The sequence below is a fragment of the Pseudomonas sp. ML96 genome (assembly GCF_000761545.1).
GTDB lineage: Bacteria > Pseudomonadota > Gammaproteobacteria > Pseudomonadales > Pseudomonadaceae > Aquipseudomonas.
Genome location: NZ_JPMY01000043.1, coordinates 1 through 19,264, shown reverse-complemented (window position 1 = coordinate 19,264; position 19,264 = coordinate 1). Strand labels below are relative to the sequence as shown.

23 protein-coding genes and 2 tRNA genes are annotated in these 19,264 nt (G+C 58.5%); 11 read left to right on the top strand and 14 right to left on the bottom strand.

From position 1 onward, the window contains the following. Positions 1 to 620: 620 nt before the first annotated feature. Positions 621 to 893 (top strand): hypothetical protein, encoded by a 273-nt coding sequence (locus tag IP89_RS20605; RefSeq protein WP_156115099.1) that lies wholly within the window; start codon positions 621 to 623, stop codon positions 891 to 893. Between the two features lie 20 nt (positions 894 to 913). Here IP89_RS20605 and IP89_RS22855 read toward each other — a convergent pair whose 3' ends face one another. The 4 genes from IP89_RS22855 to IP89_RS20585 form a co-directional block, all read right to left on the bottom strand. Further along, positions 914 to 2,524 carry a diguanylate cyclase gene (locus IP89_RS22855; protein WP_177326912.1) on the bottom strand — a complete coding sequence of 537 codons (1,611 nt, stop codon included), beginning with the start codon at positions 2,522 to 2,524 and terminating at the stop codon, positions 914 to 916. 46 nt (positions 2,525 to 2,570) lie between these two features. Then, entirely contained in the window at positions 2,571 to 3,434 is an 864-nt protein-coding gene (locus tag IP89_RS20595; RefSeq protein WP_043311611.1) for a hypothetical protein, read from the bottom strand. A gap of 286 nt (positions 3,435 to 3,720) precedes the next feature. Next, positions 3,721 to 4,488, bottom strand: a complete 768-nt coding sequence (locus IP89_RS20590; protein WP_043311610.1) for a hypothetical protein — start codon at positions 4,486 to 4,488, stop codon at positions 3,721 to 3,723. Between the two features lie 80 nt (positions 4,489 to 4,568). Then, on the bottom strand, positions 4,569 to 4,904 hold the full coding sequence (locus IP89_RS20585) for a hypothetical protein (RefSeq protein WP_156115098.1): 336 nt from the start codon (positions 4,902 to 4,904) through the stop codon (positions 4,569 to 4,571). A 163-nt stretch (positions 4,905 to 5,067) separates the two neighbouring features. On the opposite strand from IP89_RS20585, the gene IP89_RS20580 reads away from it, so the two are divergent. Both IP89_RS20580 and IP89_RS23785 read left to right on the top strand, forming a co-directional pair. After that, on the top strand, positions 5,068 to 5,376 hold the full coding sequence (locus tag IP89_RS20580) for a helix-turn-helix domain-containing protein (protein WP_043311608.1): 309 nt from the start codon (positions 5,068 to 5,070) through the stop codon (positions 5,374 to 5,376). Between the two features lie 80 nt (positions 5,377 to 5,456). Then, positions 5,457 to 5,651, top strand: coding sequence for a hypothetical protein (locus IP89_RS23785; protein ID WP_043311607.1), 195 nt, complete (start codon positions 5,457 to 5,459; stop codon positions 5,649 to 5,651). A 17-nt stretch (positions 5,652 to 5,668) separates the two neighbouring features. On the opposite strand, the gene IP89_RS20570 is transcribed toward IP89_RS23785, so the two are convergent. Beyond that, positions 5,669 to 6,607, bottom strand: coding sequence for a site-specific integrase (locus tag IP89_RS20570; RefSeq protein WP_052081164.1), 939 nt, complete (start codon positions 6,605 to 6,607; stop codon positions 5,669 to 5,671). 17 nt (positions 6,608 to 6,624) lie between these two features. On the opposite strand from IP89_RS20570, the gene IP89_RS23455 reads away from it, so the two are divergent. Beyond that, on the top strand, positions 6,625 to 7,080 hold the full coding sequence (locus IP89_RS23455) for a hypothetical protein (RefSeq protein WP_156115097.1): 456 nt from the start codon (positions 6,625 to 6,627) through the stop codon (positions 7,078 to 7,080). A 273-nt stretch (positions 7,081 to 7,353) separates the two neighbouring features. Here the strand turns inward: IP89_RS23455 and IP89_RS20565 are convergent, their stop codons facing one another. Both IP89_RS20565 and IP89_RS20560 read right to left on the bottom strand, forming a co-directional pair. Then, a complete protein-coding gene (locus IP89_RS20565; protein ID WP_256203175.1) occupies positions 7,354 to 7,749 on the bottom strand; it encodes a hypothetical protein in 396 nt (131 codons plus the stop codon). Between the two features lie 4 nt (positions 7,750 to 7,753). Next, a complete protein-coding gene (locus IP89_RS20560) occupies positions 7,754 to 8,152 on the bottom strand; it encodes a hypothetical protein (protein WP_043311606.1) in 399 nt (132 codons plus the stop codon). A 429-nt stretch (positions 8,153 to 8,581) separates the two neighbouring features. Here IP89_RS20560 and IP89_RS20550 point away from each other — a divergent pair, with 429 nt between their 5' ends. The 4 genes from IP89_RS20550 to IP89_RS20540 all read left to right on the top strand — a co-directional run bounded on the left by IP89_RS20550 (position 8,582) and on the right by IP89_RS20540 (position 11,619). Next, complete coding sequence (locus IP89_RS20550) at positions 8,582 to 8,845, top strand: helix-turn-helix domain-containing protein (protein WP_043311604.1); 264 nt, start codon at positions 8,582 to 8,584, stop codon at positions 8,843 to 8,845. 144 nt (positions 8,846 to 8,989) lie between these two features. Continuing rightward, on the top strand, positions 8,990 to 10,003 hold the full coding sequence (locus IP89_RS22850) for a LexA family transcriptional regulator (protein WP_052081163.1): 1,014 nt from the start codon (positions 8,990 to 8,992) through the stop codon (positions 10,001 to 10,003). Positions 10,004 to 10,102: 99 nt separating this feature from the next. Continuing rightward, complete coding sequence (gene xisR / locus IP89_RS23205; protein ID WP_081963332.1) at positions 10,103 to 10,327, top strand: excisionase family protein; 225 nt, start codon at positions 10,103 to 10,105, stop codon at positions 10,325 to 10,327. Then, on the top strand, positions 10,324 to 11,619 hold the full coding sequence (locus tag IP89_RS20540) for an Arm DNA-binding domain-containing protein (RefSeq protein ID WP_043311603.1): 1,296 nt from the start codon (positions 10,324 to 10,326) through the stop codon (positions 11,617 to 11,619). The genes xisR and IP89_RS20540 overlap by 4 nt, the downstream gene beginning before the upstream one ends. 121 nt (positions 11,620 to 11,740) lie before the next feature. On the opposite strand, the gene IP89_RS20535 is transcribed toward IP89_RS20540, so the two are convergent. The 4 genes from IP89_RS20535 to dapA form a co-directional block, all read right to left on the bottom strand. Further along, positions 11,741 to 11,830 (bottom strand) — tRNA-Ser (locus IP89_RS20535). Positions 11,831 to 11,953: 123 nt separating this feature from the next. Beyond that, the gene (locus IP89_RS20530; protein WP_043311602.1) at positions 11,954 to 12,823 is read right to left on the bottom strand and encodes a phosphoribosylaminoimidazolesuccinocarboxamide synthase; all 870 of its coding nucleotides are present in this window, start codon (positions 12,821 to 12,823) and stop codon (positions 11,954 to 11,956) included. Positions 12,824 to 12,915: 92 nt separating this feature from the next. Beyond that, positions 12,916 to 14,031 carry an outer membrane protein assembly factor BamC gene (gene bamC, locus IP89_RS20525; RefSeq protein ID WP_043311601.1) on the bottom strand — a complete coding sequence of 372 codons (1,116 nt, stop codon included), beginning with the start codon at positions 14,029 to 14,031 and terminating at the stop codon, positions 12,916 to 12,918. A gap of 17 nt (positions 14,032 to 14,048) precedes the next feature. After that, the gene (gene dapA, locus IP89_RS20520) at positions 14,049 to 14,927 is read right to left on the bottom strand and encodes a 4-hydroxy-tetrahydrodipicolinate synthase (protein WP_043311600.1); all 879 of its coding nucleotides are present in this window, start codon (positions 14,925 to 14,927) and stop codon (positions 14,049 to 14,051) included. 168 nt (positions 14,928 to 15,095) lie between these two features. Here dapA and IP89_RS20515 point away from each other — a divergent pair, with 168 nt between their 5' ends. Next, the gene (locus IP89_RS20515; RefSeq protein ID WP_043311599.1) at positions 15,096 to 15,653 is read left to right on the top strand and encodes a glycine cleavage system protein R; all 558 of its coding nucleotides are present in this window, start codon (positions 15,096 to 15,098) and stop codon (positions 15,651 to 15,653) included. A 10-nt stretch (positions 15,654 to 15,663) separates the two neighbouring features. Beyond that, positions 15,664 to 16,137, top strand: coding sequence for a peroxiredoxin (locus IP89_RS20510; RefSeq protein WP_043311598.1), 474 nt, complete (start codon positions 15,664 to 15,666; stop codon positions 16,135 to 16,137). 52 nt (positions 16,138 to 16,189) lie between these two features. Here the strand turns inward: IP89_RS20510 and IP89_RS20505 are convergent, their stop codons facing one another. Further along, positions 16,190 to 16,429 (bottom strand): sulfurtransferase TusA family protein, encoded by a 240-nt coding sequence (locus IP89_RS20505; RefSeq protein WP_043311597.1) that lies wholly within the window; start codon positions 16,427 to 16,429, stop codon positions 16,190 to 16,192. A 101-nt stretch (positions 16,430 to 16,530) separates the two neighbouring features. On the opposite strand from IP89_RS20505, the gene IP89_RS20500 reads away from it, so the two are divergent. Next, positions 16,531 to 17,961 carry a M48 family metalloprotease gene (locus IP89_RS20500; protein ID WP_043311596.1) on the top strand — a complete coding sequence of 477 codons (1,431 nt, stop codon included), beginning with the start codon at positions 16,531 to 16,533 and terminating at the stop codon, positions 17,959 to 17,961. A gap of 59 nt (positions 17,962 to 18,020) precedes the next feature. Here the strand turns inward: IP89_RS20500 and nadA are convergent, their stop codons facing one another. Together nadA and IP89_RS20490 are read right to left on the bottom strand one after the other, a co-directional pair. Next, complete coding sequence (gene nadA / locus IP89_RS20495; RefSeq protein ID WP_043311595.1) at positions 18,021 to 19,079, bottom strand: quinolinate synthase NadA; 1,059 nt, start codon at positions 19,077 to 19,079, stop codon at positions 18,021 to 18,023. Between the two features lie 107 nt (positions 19,080 to 19,186). Then, positions 19,187 to 19,262 (bottom strand) — tRNA-Lys (locus tag IP89_RS20490). Positions 19,263 to 19,264: the final 2 nt, after the last annotated feature.

Below are 19,264 nucleotides of genomic sequence, written 5' to 3'. Positions count from 1 at the left end.
TCCTGCTTACGCAGGGTTCAGTGTGTTGCGTTCACCGGTTGAGTCCACAGCCGATGGCAGACTTTCACAAGCCCAACCCGATTTGAGCAAAGGCTGCCGGGACGCTGTCTCGTGTAGCCCTGGCTGAAGAGGACGCGTGGCATTACCGTCTTGGGAGATCACCCTTCTGGGCCGTAGGAGATCGCTGTCATAGGCTGTTAGCGCAGGTACAGGAGTACCAGCCCTGTACTGCATCAGCCGATCCCGACTCGACTCCACATCGAGGAGATAGTCTGTTAAGGCCATTTCAAGAGTTCCGGTCAGCTTGTATTCGCCACATCCAGAGCATTTGATTCGGTGGTAGCGTGCCGTTTGGCTGATGCTCAAGGCATGCTTGTGGCAGATCGGACATAGCATTGCTTGCTCTCCTTTTGCCTGATTTGAGAGTAGCGCAGGTCTTGTCACTCGAACTCAAGTCCGACCGCTGGTTCTGCTCAGGCTAAAGGCGGTGCAGGCTTGATCTAACTGGGGGCATAGATTGACGAAAGGAGGATAAGAACTCATTCAGCCTTGAGCGCCGTTGCCTAGAATTCAAAATGCCAATGCTGGGAACGGTTGGAGCATTGGCCAAGGAGGGGGCAGTGATCATTGTCTTCGACGATTCCGATGACTCCACCGAGGTTCTTGCTGAGATACTGACCGCAGGCATCGCGGGTATATCAGGGCTAAGGGCCGCGGTCTTGGAGCGGATAGCTTTGGTCTCCGAGCTAGCGCAGAGCCTGGACTGCAAGATATCGACACATTTCACAATTGGCCTTTCAGTGGCTGAGCTCGCCTATCTGTACGACAGCCAGTTTTATAGCCTCGACGACATCAAACTGATGATCCTTGAGTCAGGCCCTGCCCCTAGCTAACGCAACGTCTTGTGCCCTGCTTACATTGGCTTCAGTTCGACTCGCTCATGACTGGTCTGCAGATGCTGCCAAACCACTCTGTTCCGTCCCTCTCGCTTGGCTCGATAGAGAAGAGCATCTGCTGCAGCGAGTAATTCGTCTGGCTCGCAGTTGCTGCGTCCACAGAGGCTGATCACACCGATACTGACACTGACCCTCTCTCCGGCTGATGAATGGGCGTGTGGAATCGCAAGTTCTAGAACAGCAGTTCGCAGCTGCTCCAGAAGCTGGAATGGGGTATCGCAACCAGGAAGCAGGAGCACAAACTCCTCGCCACCGTATCGGGCCGCAAGGTCGTATGGGCGTTTGGCGACGCTATTCAGAATCGTAGCGACAGCCCGTAATGCGGTGTCCCCCGCCGCATGTCCATAGTGATCATTGAAGTTCTTGAAGCAGTCGACATCGATCAAGGCAACGCTGAGGCCGCCCCGTTCGCGACTCGCTTTCCGGCATGCCGCATGAAGTGCCTCGTCCAGGGTTCGGCGGTTGGCGATACCTGTCAGTCCATCGAGGCGAGCCAGACGCTCCATCTTCAGCTCGGCCTCGCGTCGGTCGGTTACGTCATGCAGCGTCAACACAGCACCCTGGGCAGGGTTACTGGCATCAAGAAGGTTGAATTGCACTGTGAACCAGCGGGTGCAGCCATCTTTCCGTACAAGCTCTACGTCATCCATGTAGGTGCCGCCTCGTAATAGCACGGGGGCAAAGCAGGCAGCCTCTGCCTCGAAAGCATCATCGGTAGGGAACAGTACACGGGTCGATTTCCCAGCCAACTCGTGGTTCGAGTACCCGAACATCTCTTCAAAGCTGTTGTTGCAGCGCAAGATGATCCGATCACGAATGAAGGCAATGCCCGTGAGAGAGGTGTTGAAGATGGCCTGTTGCTCAAGAAGCGCCTGATCAAGGTGGCGCGTACGACGCTGAACCTCCTCCTCAAGCTGCTCACGCTCAGCGATCTCACGCTGATGAAACTCATTGAGGCGTGACCGAGTGTCCTCCAGAGCGCTTGCAAGCATGCTGAGTTCATCGTTGAGCTTGATGTCTTCGGTGGTCAGAAGCTGCAGCTGGCCATTGCTGAAAGGTTGATAGTTTCTTAGCAGCTCGCTCAAACGAATGAGTCGACGTGTTATGAGCGTATGTACCAGCCACAAGATGGCGAGGGAAATGACAAAAGCTTTAACCCCCTGAGTGAGCGCCACCACCAATGCCCGGTCGAGCGTGCGCTGGTATAGCTGATTCAGGTCTGGCCATAGATGCAGGCTGCCAACATTCACCGTCTTGGGGCCGGCAGAGAACTGCAAAGGGATGATGTCCGCAGGCCAGCGCTCATCTTTGATGGCTCCTCGGGATATCTGCAGCGACTGCTCCTTTCCATAAGCCACCTTGGCAGCCGCGACCCAGGGCGAGCTGACGATGCCATCCAACTGAGCCTCGATAATCGGCCGATCAAAGTTCCAAACAGCTGTGCTTAGCCCTTGCTGGTGGCTTTCAAGCACGAATTTCAGATGCTCATTCAAGTCGGACATGTCGCGCTGATAGTCCAGATAGAGCTGCACTGAAATTGCAAGCAAGGCGTTAATGGCGCTGATCACCAATACCCAGCCGAGTAGTCGTCTCGCGATTAGCCGAGGCTTCGACTCACTGCTGGGCAAATGGCTTCGATCTAGTGAGGGCATCTTCATAGCGGCTTCTGTCTTCACTGGGTGTGAATTCGACTACTCGATCCGTCCATGGAGGTCGCGTGCCTGCCAGCTTCAGCTGGAGGTCTATATCCCGTATTACCTGCTCACCCCATGCGCTGCGAGTGCAGGCTATGTAGGTGAGCGTGTAGGGTTGATCGCCTACTATCGGAATCCCATGTATAGCGGTGTCTGAGCCATCGCCATGTAGCCGGTTGTACCAGCCAAGCTCCGTGGGATAGGCAAACAAATAGTCAATCCAGCCTGCACGTAGCTGCTGGTAGGGCGCGCTGAAGTTGACGCCTGACTTGAGTATCTGAGGGGGACTCCCGATCTCTTGCAGTGCCGCTGATATCGCCGGTGAATAACCTCGGCGCTCGCTTACTGTTGTGATCAGGCCAGGATCATTGAGTAGCAGCCGCACGTTGATCTGGCCCTGTTCATTCAAGTACGACTTGATCCGCTTGAGCTGCTCCTTACGGATCAATACCTGTTGGGACTGAAGGAACAGAATCGGGCGGCTGAACAGCATGAGCTGATCCCGACCAGGTAGCTTGAGTGTGGTCGGATGGCAGACAGGTTCGCCGAGCTCCATCAGCCCGAATACCCGGGCAAAGCTAGCGACTTCGAATTCGTGGTGATACTGGGGCATGCGCGCCTGCAAGTAGCGCACTGCGTCATCAGCAATGCCGCTTCCGGGAAGCTGGCCACTGACATCGGTGTACGGCGGAAAGTCATTCACCAGCCAGCGCAATGAGTTGCTCTGGGCCGAGACGCCGCTTACAGCAAACAACAGGCAGCAGCCTAATGCGCGCGCATACACGTCAAAACTCCAGCGTGAAGGCATATGGCCAGTAAAGCATGGCCATTTTGATGACGCTAGCGTTACAGCTGAGTCTGCGAGCAGCTACTCAAATTAGAATTACGAACGTCCGCCTATGGCCGGAAGCAGATTTGGTCACAGGCAGATTTCGGCCAACGGCATGCTGCTGTAACAGCATCTCCCTGGAAATCACTTCAGGTCAGTCTCTAGAACCTCCGCCAATGCCTCTAGCGCAGACTTCAAACGAAACGCCTCCCAAGGATCAGACAAACACCGCCCCTGAGCGTTAGGTGGATCTAGCGGCTGCAGTGACCGCTGCGACCTTGGCATGGACGGTTTCCTGGACATAGGCCTGGAAATCGATGCGATTTCGGATCCAGGCTTTCTCTATCTGATAGAGGGCTATGGAGAGAACCACTGAGCCCCCGAAGATGGCTACGACGCCCCCTAAGAAGACTGACTCCACTAGCTCGCGAGGACGGGATCCCCATACGGAGAGCATCAGGATTACCGAAAAAGCCGCGATTGCCCCCAGGATCATCGTGACAATCTTGCCCTGGAGGGCGGTGTAATGCGCGCCGCCAGGCCAGGGGGAGTTGGCCGTTATTAAATCGATGCCCTTGTACCCCTGATTCCAGCGGCTTAGGCCCACAAAGAAGAATAGGAACCACAATGCTGTGAGCGGCACGCTATAGAACAGCATGGCTATATAAGAGGCTTCGGGGGACTGCTTATCAATCGTGACGTAGTTGCCCGTGTTGATGTTTTGATGGCCGACAACAGTGTCCGCATAGTAGGCCAGTGCCATCTTGTGGCCTTCTCGGTACGGGCTAGAGTCAGGTCCTTTGAAAGTAGTTTCGAGCCCAGTTTCGAGGTCGCGAAACCACAGTTTATAGGTGTCGTACTGATGGTTAGCGCTGCCGATGGTGAGACGACCTTCTAGGTCGCGGCCGCTGTGAATGCTGGTGTGGGAGTGTTGGTGCTCTTGCACCTGTAGGACTTCAGCAATGATGACTTGAGGGGTGTGATCCGGGTTGTTTTTGTCGAACTTCACGGGGCTGCTCTCGAATAATGGTTGAGCCGTCAGGGGCGGATAGCGCCTGCTGCAATTGCCTGACAGGCGCTAGTGCAGGCCTACTGCACTACGACCCAGCCACCGTCACTGCTCTGCGTCATCTGGATCGCAGCAACCTTGTTGATCTGCCGGCCGAGCATGGTAGTGGTGACATCAAGCGTGCAGCGGAAGACGTTGTCGCGTACCTGCTCGCAGCCCTTGATCTCGTTCACGCTCACCTTGGGCGCCATGTTGCTCATGCTGCCTTTAGCACCTGCAGCCTGGGCAATGGACTGAGCCTCCTTATCGAACATTGCCTGCACTTCATCTTTCGATGGAGCGCTGCCCCCACAGCCGACCAGGGTGGCGATAGCTGAAATCAGGCCAAAGGTCAGAAATTTCCGTGCTGCTTTCATTGATCCCTCTACTGCTAGTGATGTGCTGATTGGCTCCTGAGCGTCAGCGCCTGAGAGCGGTGGCACTCGATGGCTAGATTACAGTCGAAACTACCAAAACGGTAGTATTTGGTTTGCTCCAACACCGGACGATTTCGTTCTTTGACGACACCAAAGAACACTCATGTCCACTCTGTCGAAGCGACTCAAGGAAGCACGGCTGCGTGCTGGCTTGTCCCAGGAACAACTCGGCCTGCAGATCGGCCTTGAGCCGGCTTCTGCTAGCACTCGGATGAATCGCTACGAACTCGGCAAGCGCGGGCCAGACCTGGAACTGGTCGAGCGGATTGCGGAAGCGCTCGGCCTGCCAGCGGCGTATTTCTATGCCGTTCGGGATGAGGAAGCTGAACTGCTCCGTGAGTTCAACGCTCTGAGCACCAAAGGCAAGAAGCGGGTGTTCGATGTCATTGCCGAGGCTCGGACGCTCCGATGACCATACCTATTGCTAGCAAGGACCTAGGTCGGCGCAGTCAGTAGCAGAGAGCTACTGGGCGCCTGCTCTGAGACACACCGATGACCCTAACTGACGCAACTCTCGCGCTATTCCTGGCTGCGCGAATCCATGGCACCGATGCGGGGGTGAGAGCTACAGCCAAGCGCTGCGTGAAGCTCCTACCCCGTAGCAAGCGCGAGATGATCTTCAAAGTCGTAGAGAGCAAAAGTCCTCTCGCGCTAGTGACATTCATGGCGCAAAACCTGGAGCTATAGCCCACAACGTTGCGCTGTTATGTCTCCTTTCCTTGATCTACCCGCTGCCCAATCTGCCCCCAGTGCCTGCGTGCCGAGGCGGGTATTTCGATCCTATCCAGCACCCGGCCTACACCATACCTAGGCGAGTTCTTCGGCGTGCGTATCTTGGACAGATCGGCCCCTGCCGCCGGTTTGACATGAGTCTGGCTGGCATCACCAGAGCGGGGATCACCGTAGACTTCCTGGGAGGCTGTGGACTGATGGCCCATGTAGTAAGCGCGTGCCACGGTGTCGACTCCGGCAGCTTTCTGGGCAGAGCTGAAATTGTGGCGGAAGCTCTTCAAGGTCGGGTGTTTTTTGCGTCTAGGCCATAGCGCACGGCATTCCGTGCGGAAGCGATCTCTGATTGCAGCATTCGAACGCTCGCTTTTGGCTAGTCTCTTCGCTGCCCAAGCGATGGCTTTCAGAATTTTAGGTATGTCGATGATCAAGGTTCGGTCGGCGCCACGGTGTAAAGTCGCGCTTTTCTTGCCTCCGATAATTTTGACCTCATTCCCGACCACCACGATTGTTCTCATCTCGCAGGGGCGTGCCCCAAGGAAGTACGCCAGAGTCAGAGCTGCTGCCTCATCGTCGTGCCCCTGCTTGCGCAGGTGCTTGAACAACTGCTCTGCATCTTCTTTTGGCACTTTCTTAATCGCGCGTGGCTTGGGTTTGCGCGCGAGTGTGGAGCCTGGTGCCGTGACAGGGTTGGTCAGCTGACGAATGTCCGCAGCGGCTTCGAGATGGCCGCGGGCCAGCTGATCGGACACGATCTGGCTCTTCAGCGTGCTGAACGCATTGGGCCGGAGGTCAGGGGCGCATGCGAGCAAAGCCGCGCAGATCTGCGCCGAAGATGGATCGGGCTCGCCGCAGCGAGTCCGATAGAAGTTGCTGGTACGTGTTAGGGTTTTTTGCAGGGTAGTAGGGTGCATAGCTCGTCTCTTTCTTATTGTTTGATGACAAAGCTAAGCCGCTTCGCGAATGGCGTTGGAGCGATTCAGACTCCTCTGAAACCCCTCCGCCTTCGCTACGTGTTTTCTCGTTCCGTCTAAATCGCCCCAACGCCCCCTTACTCGCGCCGCGAGTAAAGTCGGCGCGCTCTCACTCACGCGACACACTTCATCTTCATTCAGCGTGCGCGTGGAGCAAAAGCGCGCGCAAGCGTTTTGTCATCAAAATCAAAAAGCAGCCAGCGCCTGGGGCGCTGAATGGACGAGCGCAGCAGTTCAGGCTGAGCCTTGCGGAGGGGGGAGCCGAAAAGCTCATTCAAAAAGCCTGGCCAGATCGTGGGCTTTCAGTTATGGAAAAATTAAATAACTATATGTTTTTATTGAATTTTGTTTCAAAAATAGCCTCAAAAAACAGTGCCATTTTTGGCACTGTCTCTGCCACAAATGGCGCCTGAGCTGCCTGTTTTGGCGCTAGAAATGCCGAACTTGGCACCGCTGCTGCCGTTTTCGGCACGCTTTGTGTATCGCAGGCATGCTGTGCGGCATAGCAGATGTGTCGTAGAGGAGGCGTGCGACACAACTCGAGTGTCGCAGAACGTACGTGCGACAGGGCCGGCGTGTCGCATTTTCGGGCCGCGATACTTCGAGTGTGTCGCAGACTTCTCATGCGACACGACAGTCGCATCTAGTAGATCGAGATGGAACTCTGAGGGCATAGGTCTTTGGCACTAAATGATGCTGGTCACGGCTTCGACCGGAACGAGCTTCCGTGTACCCGGTCCGAGGAGCAGGTACACAGCATTAAGCGTTCTGAAGTGAAAGCCCTCGTTGAACTCGTACAGCAGTGAAGTGCGCACGAAGTCGCCGACATCCCACCGACGGTCACTATCAAAGATCACGGTATGCGCGTAGATCAACGACGGCTGTCGCCGGGTCTGCGCCAGGACTGCCCTCTGAGCATCCGTGGCATCGACCTCGATCCAAATCCAGTCGCGAACCAGGCAGAAGGTTTCCACGCGAAAGCGCTTACGGGCGTAGTCGAGCGCCTCGTCGTCACCCATAGCGCTACCCGACATGGGAGCCCCCGGGTCGAGCAGCAGGCCGGTTACGTCTTGAAGTCGCATTGGGCTAATGCTCCTTCTGGGAGCTTGATCCCGGGCGTTGGCCGTATAGCCAGCCCTTACCCTGCGCGCGCACCTGCACCAGTGCGTTGGTCAAAACTGCCATATCAGCTGGGGTAGCCTCGATACAACCAGTACCGATGCTCAGAATGTACCGCTCGCAGAGCAATTCAAACATGCGCTCAGCAGAGATTTTGGCTGGATCTATGAGCCAAGAGCACATCAGTCCAAGCAGATATTCTGGCGTGAATTCTGTGCTGGACGAAGATCTCAGTCCGATCTCCGTGGCTAGACGTGCTTCGATCTCTGCCATGAATCCTATTTGATGCTCGAGCGGTAGCGGCTGACTGCAGCATTGAGCGACGGCGAGCAGCACTTCCAAAGTTCCCGGCGTTGTCGAGTCCATCTGCTCGTCATTCCTTGTGCGCTTTTGACGTGAGCGAGCACAAGCTCAAATGCCGCGCCCGGACCGCGGGGTGCATGAATTTTGCGATGTGCTCTAGGAACTCGTTACACAACGCTACCGCTAGGAAGTCATCTTCAGTCTGGGGCGGTTCGCCTGCTGCCTGGCGAGCAGAATTCCAGCTGTCCATGATGTCCCGCACGATAGAGGGAGGCGTGTTGTGAGTGGCGAGCAGTGGTCGCAGCTGTAATCTGAACTCAAGAGTTGTGAGATCAATCTGGACCATGTGTTGCGGATTGAGTGGCGCTGGGCGCGATGATGCAAGGTGCATGGGGTAGTCCTTGAGGAGAATAATCTGATTACCTGTAAATCAGATATCTGTAAGTTAGATATAAATTGATGAGCTGTCAAGCCATCAGCGGAACCTGTTGCGTGGAAAAGTCGGTCTATCGGGACGAGAACCTGGTCCTACTCAGGCTGTTGAAGCAATGCCGGATTGAGGCTGGATTAACGCAGGGTCAGTTCGCTCAGGCGCTGGAGCGACCTCAATCTTTTGCGAGTGACATCGAGCGCGGTCTGCGCAGAATTGATCTCGTTCAATTGCGCGATATTTGCCATGTGCTGAACCTGGACCTAGTGACCTTTGTCCAGCGCTACGAATCTGAGCTGACTGCGGCAAAATCTGCGACCTCTTGAGGTCATAGATTTCATTCCGAGCTAGCGGATCAATCGCTGCTTCTGATCGAAAGCGGCCTACCCCGCCACGCAATATTTAATAGCATATATTGACAATGCAATTATCAGCATTCACCATGGGTGCATTCTTAGAGGATTGCATCCATGAAGCCCTTCGATCTCACAACCCTAGGCGGTCGCATTGCCTTCGCGCGTAAGACCCAAAAGCTGACTCAGGCCGAATTGGCTAAGCTTGCCGGCATTGGCCAGTCAAGCATTGCACTCCTCGAAAGCGGCTCGACTAAGGCCCCTCAACGCGCACTCGAACTCGCGCAAGCGCTGCAGGTGTCCTTGGAATGGCTGCTTCATGGTGAATCCCCCCCCACTTCAAACTCCAGCAAGCTGACACCGGACCTAATTCAAGATTCAAAGCTAACCAGCCTTGCAGTGCGGCTGGCCTTTCGACGCGAGCAATGCGGTCTAACTCAGGCTCAATTAGCTGACAAGTCAGGCTTATCACAAGCCACTATCGGCAATCTGGAGACGGGGAGAAATAAGGGCACAAAACGCATTCTGGAGTTGGCTTTAGCTCTTCACATTACACCCGAGTGGCTGCTTCACGGGGGAAATCTGAATGCGGCAAAAGGGAATGCTCTGCGCAGAGACTTAGCCGTTCCGACTTCAGAGCAACGCTTGGAGCGGGAGATGCAAAGACTCCTCAGCATGCAAGTAATTCCAGTCGAGACCAAGAGCCCCAGAAACGCTTTACCAGCTAATGCCCCACTGACGCTTCCCATCATTGATTGGTTTGACCAGGCACTAGCCACACCTCTGCAAACCTATCTTAGCCACGAGAGTAGAGGCAGCTTTCCCAGCCCCTTCAAGCAGAGCCCATCATCATTCTGGATGCGGGTTCCAACAGACGTAATGAGTCCGGAGTACCAAGAAAACGATCTGATCCTGGTCGACCCGGAGCTGCTCGCGCGCAACAACGATGACATTGTGGTTCGCGATACCAACGGCACTCCAGAGTTCGGTCGTCTGCGACAGACCTTCGACGGCCGATACATCGAAATCCTGAACCCTCTCTACCCAGTCAGAATGAAACGACTAGAAAAGGGATCCGTGGTGGTGGGCGTAGTGAACGGAATGGTGAGACAACCCCGCGCCAGGGACTAACTCAGGCGTCTTTTTTTGCCCACATCAATAGCAATTGCAATTTTTATCAACAGCAAACCGAGGTAAATCATGGAAACACACAAAGAGTCACCCAAACCTATGTATGACCGAGCCAGAAAATCCAAAGAACCGATCCTAGTGCTACCCGCAAGGTGGGTCCGCCAGGAGCTTCTATTTCCTATTTTTGGGATCAGCTCAGAAGCTGCAAGAAAGTACCGCTCAACCTGCCAATGGCATGAAGGCAAACATTGGGATAGGGATCCAGCTAATCGCATCGTCTACAACCGTGAAGCCATCGAGAGATGGATGATGGGGGCCGTATGAAGCTGAAAATGCCTACTGGCGTAGAAATCCATAACGGCAAGGTACGCATCAGCTTCATGCTGAACGGCAAACGCCATCGAGAGGTTCTCAAAGACATGCCTCTCAGTCAGAAGACCGTTGATTACGCCAGTAAGATGCGGGAACTGGTGGTCGATGAAATCAAGCATGGGATGTTCGAGTACGAACGTCGCTTTCCTGGCTCCGCCAATGCGCATAGAGAGGTGAACACCGATCCAGCGCCACCCTCCCCCATCCCCTTACAAGCCACGCCCGAATCGACGCCTCCCGGCTCTACTGTGGAGGCAGTGACCGTCACAGAGGGCGTGCGACTCTGGCTTGGTGTCATGCAGGGAGAAACGGCCAGCACCACCTTTATCAACTACCGCAGCAAAGCGAGCCATGTGATTCGTTACTTCGGTGATAAGCCCATCAACCAGGTAACCATTCAGGATCTGAAACTATTCAAGAGCCATCTGGTGAAGCCTACAGATGGCAAGCCGGGACTCTCTCCCAAGACAGTCAACGATGTACTGATTGTCCTTCGTGGCACCTGGGCTGATGCTGCAGCCAATGGCCTGATCCCCCATAACCATATGCTGGCTATCGCCAACCATAAGGTGAAACACCGGAGTAAGGCCGACCCTTTCACTCGCGAAGAGATCGAACTCATGCACCATGCCGACCCTCAACGCATGCCAGAAGCGCGCATGGTGATCTTCAACTGCTGGACGGGATTGTCGCGCTCGGAGTTGCTGGGCCTAGCCCGCGAAGATATCGATCTGGAAAACGGTTTAATCCACGTGAAGCGCGCCTGCGTAGAGGACGAGTTTCGTGTACCTAAGGAGGAGCTGCGTGAACGTAGCGTCGAACTAATCGCGCCTGCAGCCGAACTGCTCCACCAAATCATGAAAGACACGGCCCGTTGCAAACCTCAGGAGATTGAGGTCACTCAGCGAGACAACCTTACAAGCGAGCAGGAAAAAGTCACGCTGCTGTTTCGTAACTGGAAAACCGGAAAGCCATGGACATCAAACGACCTAGACAAGTGGTTCACAGAACACCTGGTCAAAGCCAATGTCAGGCATCGTGGGATCAACCAATGCCGTCATACCTATGCCAGCCAAGCCCTCTCCAGCCACGTCAATATGGAATGGATTGCCAAGCAACTGGGGCACGCCGATACCACCATGATTAAGAAACACTATGGGCGGTTCATCCCCAAGGACGCCAAACGGATGGCTCCCCGTGTTTCTGAACAGATGGGATTTGGGGAGGGCTATAACGGTTTATAGCGGTCTGGAGGCGGCGATTTTTGCCCCCAAAACGCCACCTTTTTGCCCCCAAGGCGAATTTGACCATGTCAAAAACAAAGAAAAAGCCCCGTAACTCATTGAATTACGGGGCTTTTTTATATGGCGGGAAGATAGGGATTTGAACCCTAGGTGCCATTGCTGACACAACGGATTTCGAATCCGTCCCGTTCGACCACTCCGGCATCTTCCCAAAGCGGTGCGCATGATATCAGTTGAGCGCCGTTAGTCCAGCAATTTTTCTTGCACGATCAGGCGCTTGCGCAACGGGCATGAAAAAGGGAGCCGCAGCTCCCTTCTCTTGGCAGCAGCAGACTCAGTTGGTCAGCCGAGTCAGCGCTTCACGGTATTTGTCGGCGGTCTTCTGCGCGACGTCAGCCGGCACGGCCGGGGCTGGCGGCTGCTTGTTCCAACCGGTGGATTCCAGCCAGTCGCGCACGAACTGCTTGTCGAAGCTCGGCGGGTTGCTGCCTTCAGCGTAGCTGTCGGCCGGCCAGAAGCGGCTGGAGTCGGGGGTCAGTGCCTCGTCCATCAAAGTCAGGGTGCCGTCTTCGTCCAGGCCGAATTCGAACTTGGTGTCGGCGATGATGATGCCGCGGGTGGCGGCGTACTCGACCGCTGCGCTGTACAAGGCGATGGCAGTGTCGCGCACCTTGGCTGCCAGGTCGGCGCCGATGATCGCCTCGCACTGCTCGAAGCTGATGTTCTCGTCATGGTCGCCGACGGCGGCCTTGGTCGAAGGGGTGAAGATCGGCTGCGGCAGCTTGGCCGCTTCCTTCAGGCCTGCCGGTAGCTGGATGCCACAGACGGTGCCGCTCTTCTGGTACTCCTTCCAGCCGGAACCGACGATGTAGCCACGCACGATGGCTTCGACCGCTACCGGCTTGAGGCGCTTGGCGACCACGGCGCGACCTTCCACCAGTGGCAGCTCGGCGGCAGAGACCACATCCTCGACCCGATCACCGGTGAAGTGATTGGGGACCAAGCCCTTGAGCTTGTCGAACCAGAAGTTGGAGATGGCGGTGAGGATCTTGCCCTTCTCCGGAATCGGCTCTTCGAGGATCACGTCGAAGGCCGACAGGCGGTCGCTGGCGACCATCAGCATGCGCTTGGCATCGATTTCGTAGAGGTCGCGAACTTTGCCGGAGTAGATCTTCTTCAGGCTCAGGGTGGTGGGAGTGGTCATGTCGAATTTTCCGCCTGGTTCAAAAACGAAACAGGCGAAACCCTGGGGTTTCGCCTATCGGTTCGCTGGGCTCCGGCCGAGGCCGGAGCGGATCAGCCGAGGTTTTCCTGGATCAGTGCCAGCACACGGCGGGCCACGTCTTCCGGCGCCACGGTGTTGATGTCCTTCTCCACGCTGACCTGTACGTCGCCACCGGCACTGGTGGTCAGACGCACCTGATAGCGCTCGGCACGGGAGTCGATCTCTTCCTGAGTCGGCTCGCTGCTGAACAGACCGCTGAGGAAGCCTTTCTTCTCTTCCTGCTGCTTGGCGCCTTCGGCCAGGTTGACGTAGTACACGCCCAGGCTGCGGTTGATGTCGTCGACGCGCACATCACCCAGTTCCAGGGCGCGACCGACGCTGGACCAGGCACGGTCGAAGTCGGTGCTGAGGTTGAGTACCGGGTTGCCGGCACCATCCTGGGACAGGGCCACTCGACTCGGGGCGTCGTAGTTACGCGCGGCCAGCAGGGAGACCGAACCATGCTCGGTGGTGCTGCTCAGGTCGGCGAGCATGCCGTCGAGCAGCGAGGCCTCGAGGCTGGCATTGCCGCTGCGCGCCGGGAAGGCGACATCGGCGCTGCTGTCTTCTTCGCGCTCGGCGCTGACCACGAACACTTCACTGGTGTTACGCACTACGCCCGGCTCGACGCGGACACGCACACGCACCTGGTTGTCGCTGTCGCTCATCAGGCTGCCGACACGGCGGCCCATGGACGGCGCGAGATCCTTGCTGCCCTGCCATTCGGTGACGAACTCACCAGTCTGCGGGCGCTCTTCGGCAATGCGGAAGCCATTGTTCTCGAAGTAGGAGCGGGCCACCGGCCAGACTTCGGCCGGATTGCGCTGAGCCACCAGCCAGCGCGAATCGCCACTCTTCTGCAGGCTGAACTGGCTGGATTCGCCAGTAGCGCCGAGAGCCTGCGGACGCGGCACCTCGAAGCTCTGCGGAGTTTCGCTACTGGTAGCCACGTGAGCTGGTACCGGCAGCAGCGGGTCGAGGCGCTTGGCGTCGACGTTCTGCGGGATCTGCATGGGCGCGGTCTGGCGCGCATCCAGATAATCGGTGGAGCGGTCACGGAAATAACCTTCGTCGCCCCACAGCCAGCCGCAGCCGCTGGTGCTGGAGATGATCAGGGCAAGGGCAGAGAGTCCAGCCAGTCGCTTCATGCGCAAGTATTCCTCGATTAAGCCAGGACGCCGGACTGGCGCATGGCCTGACGCAGCGGTTCGTGACAACGCGGGCTGAGCCAGGTCAGCGGCAGGCGAATGCCGTCCTGCATCAGGCCCATTTCATTCAGGGCCCACTTCACCGGAATCGGGTTGGATTCGATGAACAGGTTTTTGTGCAGCGGCATCATGCGCTCGTTGATGGCGCGTGCGGTAGCGGCATCGCCGTTCATCGCGGCGGCGCACAGCTCGGCCATGGCGCGCGGCGCAACGTTGGCGGTCACGGAAATGTTGCCCTTGCCACCCATCAGCATCAGCTCGACGGCGGTGGCATCGTCACCGGAGTAGACCAGGAAGTCGGCGCTCACGCGGTCGAGGATGTCCTGGCCGCGCTGCAGGTCGCCGGTGGCTTCCTTGATACCGATGATGTTGGCCACCTTGGACAGGCGCTCGACAGTCTCCGGCAGCATGTCGCAGGCGGTACGGCCCGGCACGTTGTAGAGGATCTGCGGGATGGCCACCGCCTCGGCGATGTGGCGGAAGTGCTGGAACAGGCCTTCCTGGGTCGGCTTGTTGTAGTAAGGAGTCACCAGCAGGCAGGCATCGGCGCCGACGCTCTTGGCGTTCTGGGTCAGCTCAATGGCTTCGCGGGTGCTGTTGGCGCCGGTACCGGCGATCACCGGGATACGCCCGGCGACCTGGTCGACCACACGACGGATGACTTCGACGTGCTCGTTGACATCCAGGGTGGCGGACTCGCCAGTGGTGCCGACGGCGACGATGGCATTGGTGCCTTCCTGCAGGTGGAAGTCGACCAGCTTGCTCAGGGCGTTCCAGTCCAGACCGCCTTGTGCGTCCATGGGCGTGACCAGAGCCACCATACTGCCGGAAATCATGCAACCGCTCCTGCCGGAAAAATAGAGAGCCGTAATGGTACTGGCGCCACCTGTGTTGCACAAGCGAACGGAAGGCCCACCAGCATTCCCCTGAGCGGCGCTTTTCGCTACCCTTCCTGCTTTGTTCGGTCTGTCTGCGCCGAGCGCCCATCGTTTCAGGAAAGCTGCATGTCCACCCCCTCGGTTCGCGAACAATTCCTTGTCATCAGCGCCCTCGGCGCCAACCCCATGGAGCTCACTAGCGTGCTCTGCCGGGCCAGCCAGGAAAACCGCTGCGGCGTGGTCAGCAGCCGCCTCACGCGCCACGGCGAGTACAGCTCCCTGACCCTGCAGATCAGCGGTAGCTGGGACGCCCTCGCCCGCCTGGAAGGTGTGCTGCCGGCACTGGCCAAGCGCCATGACTTCAGCGTCAACGTGGTACGCAGCGGCGCCCTCGATGTGCGCCCCAACTCCCTGCCCTACGTGGCCTATGTCAGCTGCGCCTATCGCCCGGACATCCTCAACGAGCTGTGCCAGTTCTTCAGCGACCACCGCGTAGAGCTGGAGAGCATCACCTGCGACACCTACCAGGCGCCGCAGACCGGCGGCACCCTGCTCAACGCCACCCTGACCGTGACCCTACCGCCGGGCACCCAGATCAGCTGGCTGCGCGACCAGTTCCTCGACTTCTCCGACGCCCTGAACCTGGACGCCCTGATCGAACCCTGGCGCCCGCAGAATCCATAAGGAGCCCGAGATGGCCGTTGCCCTCGACCACCCCGTCGCCGATTTCAGCGCCACCGCCACCAGCGGTCAGCAGGTCAGCCTCAGCGCCCTCAAGGGCCAACAGGTGGTGATCTACTTCTATCCCAAGGACAGCACGCCGGGCTGCACCACCGAAGGATTGGACTTCCGCGCCCACTACGCCGAGTTCCAGGCCGCCAACACCCAGATTTTCGGCGTATCGATGGACAGCCTGAAGAAGCACGAAAGCTTCAAGTGCAAACAGGACTTCCCCTTCGAGCTGATCAGCGACCCGGAGCACGAGCTGTGCGACCTCTTCGGCGTCTATCAGCTGAAAAAGAACTACGGCAAGGAATACATGGGCATAGTGCGCAGTACCTTCCTGCTCGACGCCAACGGCGTGCTCCGCCAGGAATGGCGCAACCTGCGGGTTGCCGGCCATGTCGATGCGGTTCTGGCTGCGGCCCAGGCCCTGCACAAGGACTGAGCCGACTGAATGAAAAAGGGCCGCGATGCGGCCCTTTTTCATTGCGCGGCCGTCAGGCCTTCTTCAACCAGTAGCGGAATACCCCGCCCTCTTCTTCCTCACGCAGCAACTCATGGCCGGCCAGGCGAGCGAAGGCGCGAAAATCGCGCTGCGAGCCGGCGTCGGTGGCGATCACCTTGAGCACCGCACCACTGGCCAGGCGATTCAGTTCCAGCTTGGCCTTGAGCAGCGGCAACGGGCAATTCAGACCGCTGGCGTCGAGTTCGGCGTCACAGATAAGGGCATCGGTCATGGGGCATCTCCTCGAAGGGCGGCAAGGATACCGCACAACCCTGGCCAGGTGCCCAAGCGGCCGGCTAGAGTAGCGCCTCAGTCCAAGCCAGAGCCCCGTGCATGAACTTTCTGCGCCCTTCCCTGCTTGCCCTCGCCTGCCTCGCGCTCCCCGTCGGCGCCAGCGATCTGCCGTCGCTGGGCGACTCCAGCTCGTCCATCGTCTCGCCGGAGCAGGAGCACCGCCTCGGCCGTGCCTGGCTCAGCGTGCTACGCGGGCAGGTCGACCAGCTGTCCGACCCCCTGCTCAAGGACTACGTGGAGACCAGCGTCTACCGCCTCGCCGAGACCAGCCAGCTGGAAGACAAGCGCCTGGAGTTCGTCCTGCTCAACAGCCCGCAGATCAACGCCTTCGCCGCGCCCGGCGGCATCGTCGGGGTCAACGGCGGCCTGCTGCTGCATGCGCAGACCGAGGCCGAGTACGCCTCAGTCATGGCCCACGAACTGGCTCACCTGTCGCAACGCCACTTCGCCCGCGGCATCGAGGCCCAGCAACGCATGCAGGTACCGGTGATGGCCGCCATGCTCGCCGGCATCGTCGCCGCCGCAGCCGGTGCCGGCGATGCCGGCATCGCCACCATCATGGGCGCCCAGGCTGCAGCCATTCAGGAGCAACGACGCTTCTCCCGGCAGAACGAACAGGAGGCCGACCGTATCGGTCTGCTCAACCTGGAAAAGGCCGGCTACGATCCGCGCGCCATGCCCAGCATGTTCGAACGCCTGATGCGCCAGTACCGCTACGACTCCAAGCCACCGGAATTCCTCCTCACCCACCCGGTGACCGAATCGCGTATCGCCGACACCCGCAACCGCGCCGAGCAGTACCCGGGCAAGGGCGTCGAGGACAGCCTGCGTTACCAGCTGATGCGCGCCCGTACCCAGCTGATGTTCGAGGAGACGCCAGGCATCGCCGCCAAGCGCTTCCGCTCCATGCTCGATGGCAATCCCAAGCTGGACGCTGCCCGCTACGGCCTGGCCCTGGCGCAGATAAAGGCCGGTCGCTTCGAGGATGCGCGCAAGGACCTGGACGATCTGCTAGGCAAGGCGCCCAACGAGCTCACCTACAACCTGGCCATGGTCGACCTCGACGAGGGCACCAACCGCCTGGCCGACGCCCGCCAGCGCGTCGAGCGCCTGCGCGGCCTGTATCCGGACAGCTATCCACTGGAACAGGCGCGCATCGACCTGATGCTCAAGCAGAACCAGACCAAAGAGGCCGAGGCCGCCCTCGACCAGTTGCTCACGCAGCGCGGCAACGACCCGGATATCTGGTACCAGGTCGCCGAAGTGCGCGGCCTGACGCGCAACATCATCGGCCTGCACCAGGCCCGCGCCGAGTTCTTCGCCCTGGTTGGCGACTACGACCAGGCCCTGGAACAGCTCGACCTGGCCAAGCGTCGTGCCAGCAGCAACTTCCCGCTGGCCTCGCGCATCGACGCCCGCCAGCAGCAGCTGCGTGACGAGAAGAATGCCCTGGACAAGATGATGCGCTGATTCGATCGGCCACAAAAAAAGCCCGGCACTGGCCGGGCTTTTTTCTGCGCGCAAGAGACTCAGGCGTTACCGGCCAGCTTCAGCCGCGCAGCCTGGGTGAAGTCCAGCATGCGCTTGAGCGGCTTAATCGCTCGCGGGATCAGCGCCGGTTCGACGAAGATCTCGTTGCTGCCCTCACGCAGGCACTGCAGGGTGCGCTGCAGGGTATTCATGGCCATCCACGGGCAGTGCGCGCAGCTGCGGCAAGCCGCGCCGTTGCCGGCGGTCGGCGCCTCGACAAAGACCTTGTCCGGGCACAGCTGCTGCATCTTGTAGAAGATGCCGCGGTCAGTGGCGACGATGAAGGTCTTGTTCGGCAGGGTCTGCGCCGCCTTGATCAACTGGCTGGTGGAACCCACCGCATCGGCCAGATCGATCACCGCCTCCGGCGATTCCGGATGGACCAAGATGGCCGCATCCGGGTGCAGCGCCTTCATGTCTTCCAGCTGCTTGGCCTTGAACTCCTCGTGAACGATGCAGGCACCGTCCCACAGCAGCATGTCGGCACCGGTCTCGCGCTGGATATAGCGCCCCAGGTGCTGGTCCGGCGCCCAGAGAATCTTCTCGCCGTTATCCATCAGGCTCTCGACGATTTCCAGCGCGCAGCTGGAGGTCACCACCCAGTCGGCACGCGCCTTCACCGCCGCAGAGGTGTTGGCGTAGACCACCACGGTACGGTCCGGATGCTGGTCGCAGAACGCCGAGAACTCGTCCACCGGGCAGCCCAGGTCGAGCGAGCAGGTGGCGTCCAGGGTCGGCATCAGCACGCGCTTTTCCGGGTTGAGGATCTTCGCCGTCTCGCCCATGAACTTGACCCCGGCCACCACCACGGTCTGCGCCGTGTGCTGGTTGCCGAAGCGGGCCATTTCCAGGGAGTCGGACACGCAGCCACCGGTTTCTTCGGCCAGGGCCTGAATCACCGGGTCGCAATAGTAGTGAGCCACCAGCACGGCGTTCTGCTTCTTCAGCTCGGCGGCAATTTCGCTGCGGTAGAAGGCTTCTTCCTCGGCAGTCAGCGGCTTGGGCTGTTTGGCGGCGAGGTGGGCCTGGACCAGCAGGCGTTCGGAAATCTGGGTCATGTCATCAGGCTCTGAATATGCTTTCAGTGCAGTCGATTATACCCGCCAACGGTTCTGGCGAGAGAGCTCTGACGGGGAAGTGATGAGGGGTGACGCGAAGGAGGGAGTGGTGGGTCGTGTAGGATTCGAACCTACGACCAATTGGTTAAAAGCCAACTGCTCTACCGACTGAGCTAACGACCCAA

What these genes read in the sequence shown, in the direction of transcription:
- IP89_RS20580 (WP_043311608.1), top strand. Translation starts at nt 5,068, where the DNA reads ATGTCCACTCTGTCGAAGCGACTCAAGGAAGCACGGCTGCGTGCTGGC.
- IP89_RS20500 (WP_043311596.1), top strand. Translation starts at nt 16,531, where the DNA reads ATGAACTTTCTGCGCCCTTCCCTGCTTGCCCTCGCCTGCCTCGCGCTC.
- IP89_RS20505 (WP_043311597.1), bottom strand. Translation starts at nt 16,429, where the DNA reads ATGACCGATGCCCTTATCTGTGACGCCGAACTCGACGCCAGCGGTCTG.
- IP89_RS20585 (WP_156115098.1), bottom strand. Translation starts at nt 4,904, where the DNA reads ATGAAAGCAGCACGGAAATTTCTGACCTTTGGCCTGATTTCAGCTATC.
- bamC (WP_043311601.1), bottom strand. Translation starts at nt 14,031, where the DNA reads ATGAAGCGACTGGCTGGACTCTCTGCCCTTGCCCTGATCATCTCCAGC.
- IP89_RS20540 (WP_043311603.1), top strand. Translation starts at nt 10,324, where the DNA reads ATGAAGCTGAAAATGCCTACTGGCGTAGAAATCCATAACGGCAAGGTA.
- xisR (WP_081963332.1), top strand. Translation starts at nt 10,103, where the DNA reads ATGTATGACCGAGCCAGAAAATCCAAAGAACCGATCCTAGTGCTACCC.
- nadA (WP_043311595.1), bottom strand. Translation starts at nt 19,079, where the DNA reads ATGACCCAGATTTCCGAACGCCTGCTGGTCCAGGCCCACCTCGCCGCC.
- IP89_RS20530 (WP_043311602.1), bottom strand. Translation starts at nt 12,823, where the DNA reads ATGACCACTCCCACCACCCTGAGCCTGAAGAAGATCTACTCCGGCAAA.
- IP89_RS20565 (WP_256203175.1), bottom strand. Translation starts at nt 7,749, where the DNA reads ATGCGACTTCAAGACGTAACCGGCCTGCTGCTCGACCCGGGGGCTCCC.
- IP89_RS23785 (WP_043311607.1), top strand. Translation starts at nt 5,457, where the DNA reads ATGACCCTAACTGACGCAACTCTCGCGCTATTCCTGGCTGCGCGAATC.
- IP89_RS20510 (WP_043311598.1), top strand. Translation starts at nt 15,664, where the DNA reads ATGGCCGTTGCCCTCGACCACCCCGTCGCCGATTTCAGCGCCACCGCC.
- IP89_RS20570 (WP_052081164.1), bottom strand. Translation starts at nt 6,607, where the DNA reads ATGCACCCTACTACCCTGCAAAAAACCCTAACACGTACCAGCAACTTC.
- IP89_RS22850 (WP_052081163.1), top strand. Translation starts at nt 8,990, where the DNA reads ATGAAGCCCTTCGATCTCACAACCCTAGGCGGTCGCATTGCCTTCGCG.
- IP89_RS20560 (WP_043311606.1), bottom strand. Translation starts at nt 8,152, where the DNA reads ATGGACTCGACAACGCCGGGAACTTTGGAAGTGCTGCTCGCCGTCGCT.
- IP89_RS20515 (WP_043311599.1), top strand. Translation starts at nt 15,096, where the DNA reads ATGTCCACCCCCTCGGTTCGCGAACAATTCCTTGTCATCAGCGCCCTC.
- dapA (WP_043311600.1), bottom strand. Translation starts at nt 14,927, where the DNA reads ATGATTTCCGGCAGTATGGTGGCTCTGGTCACGCCCATGGACGCACAA.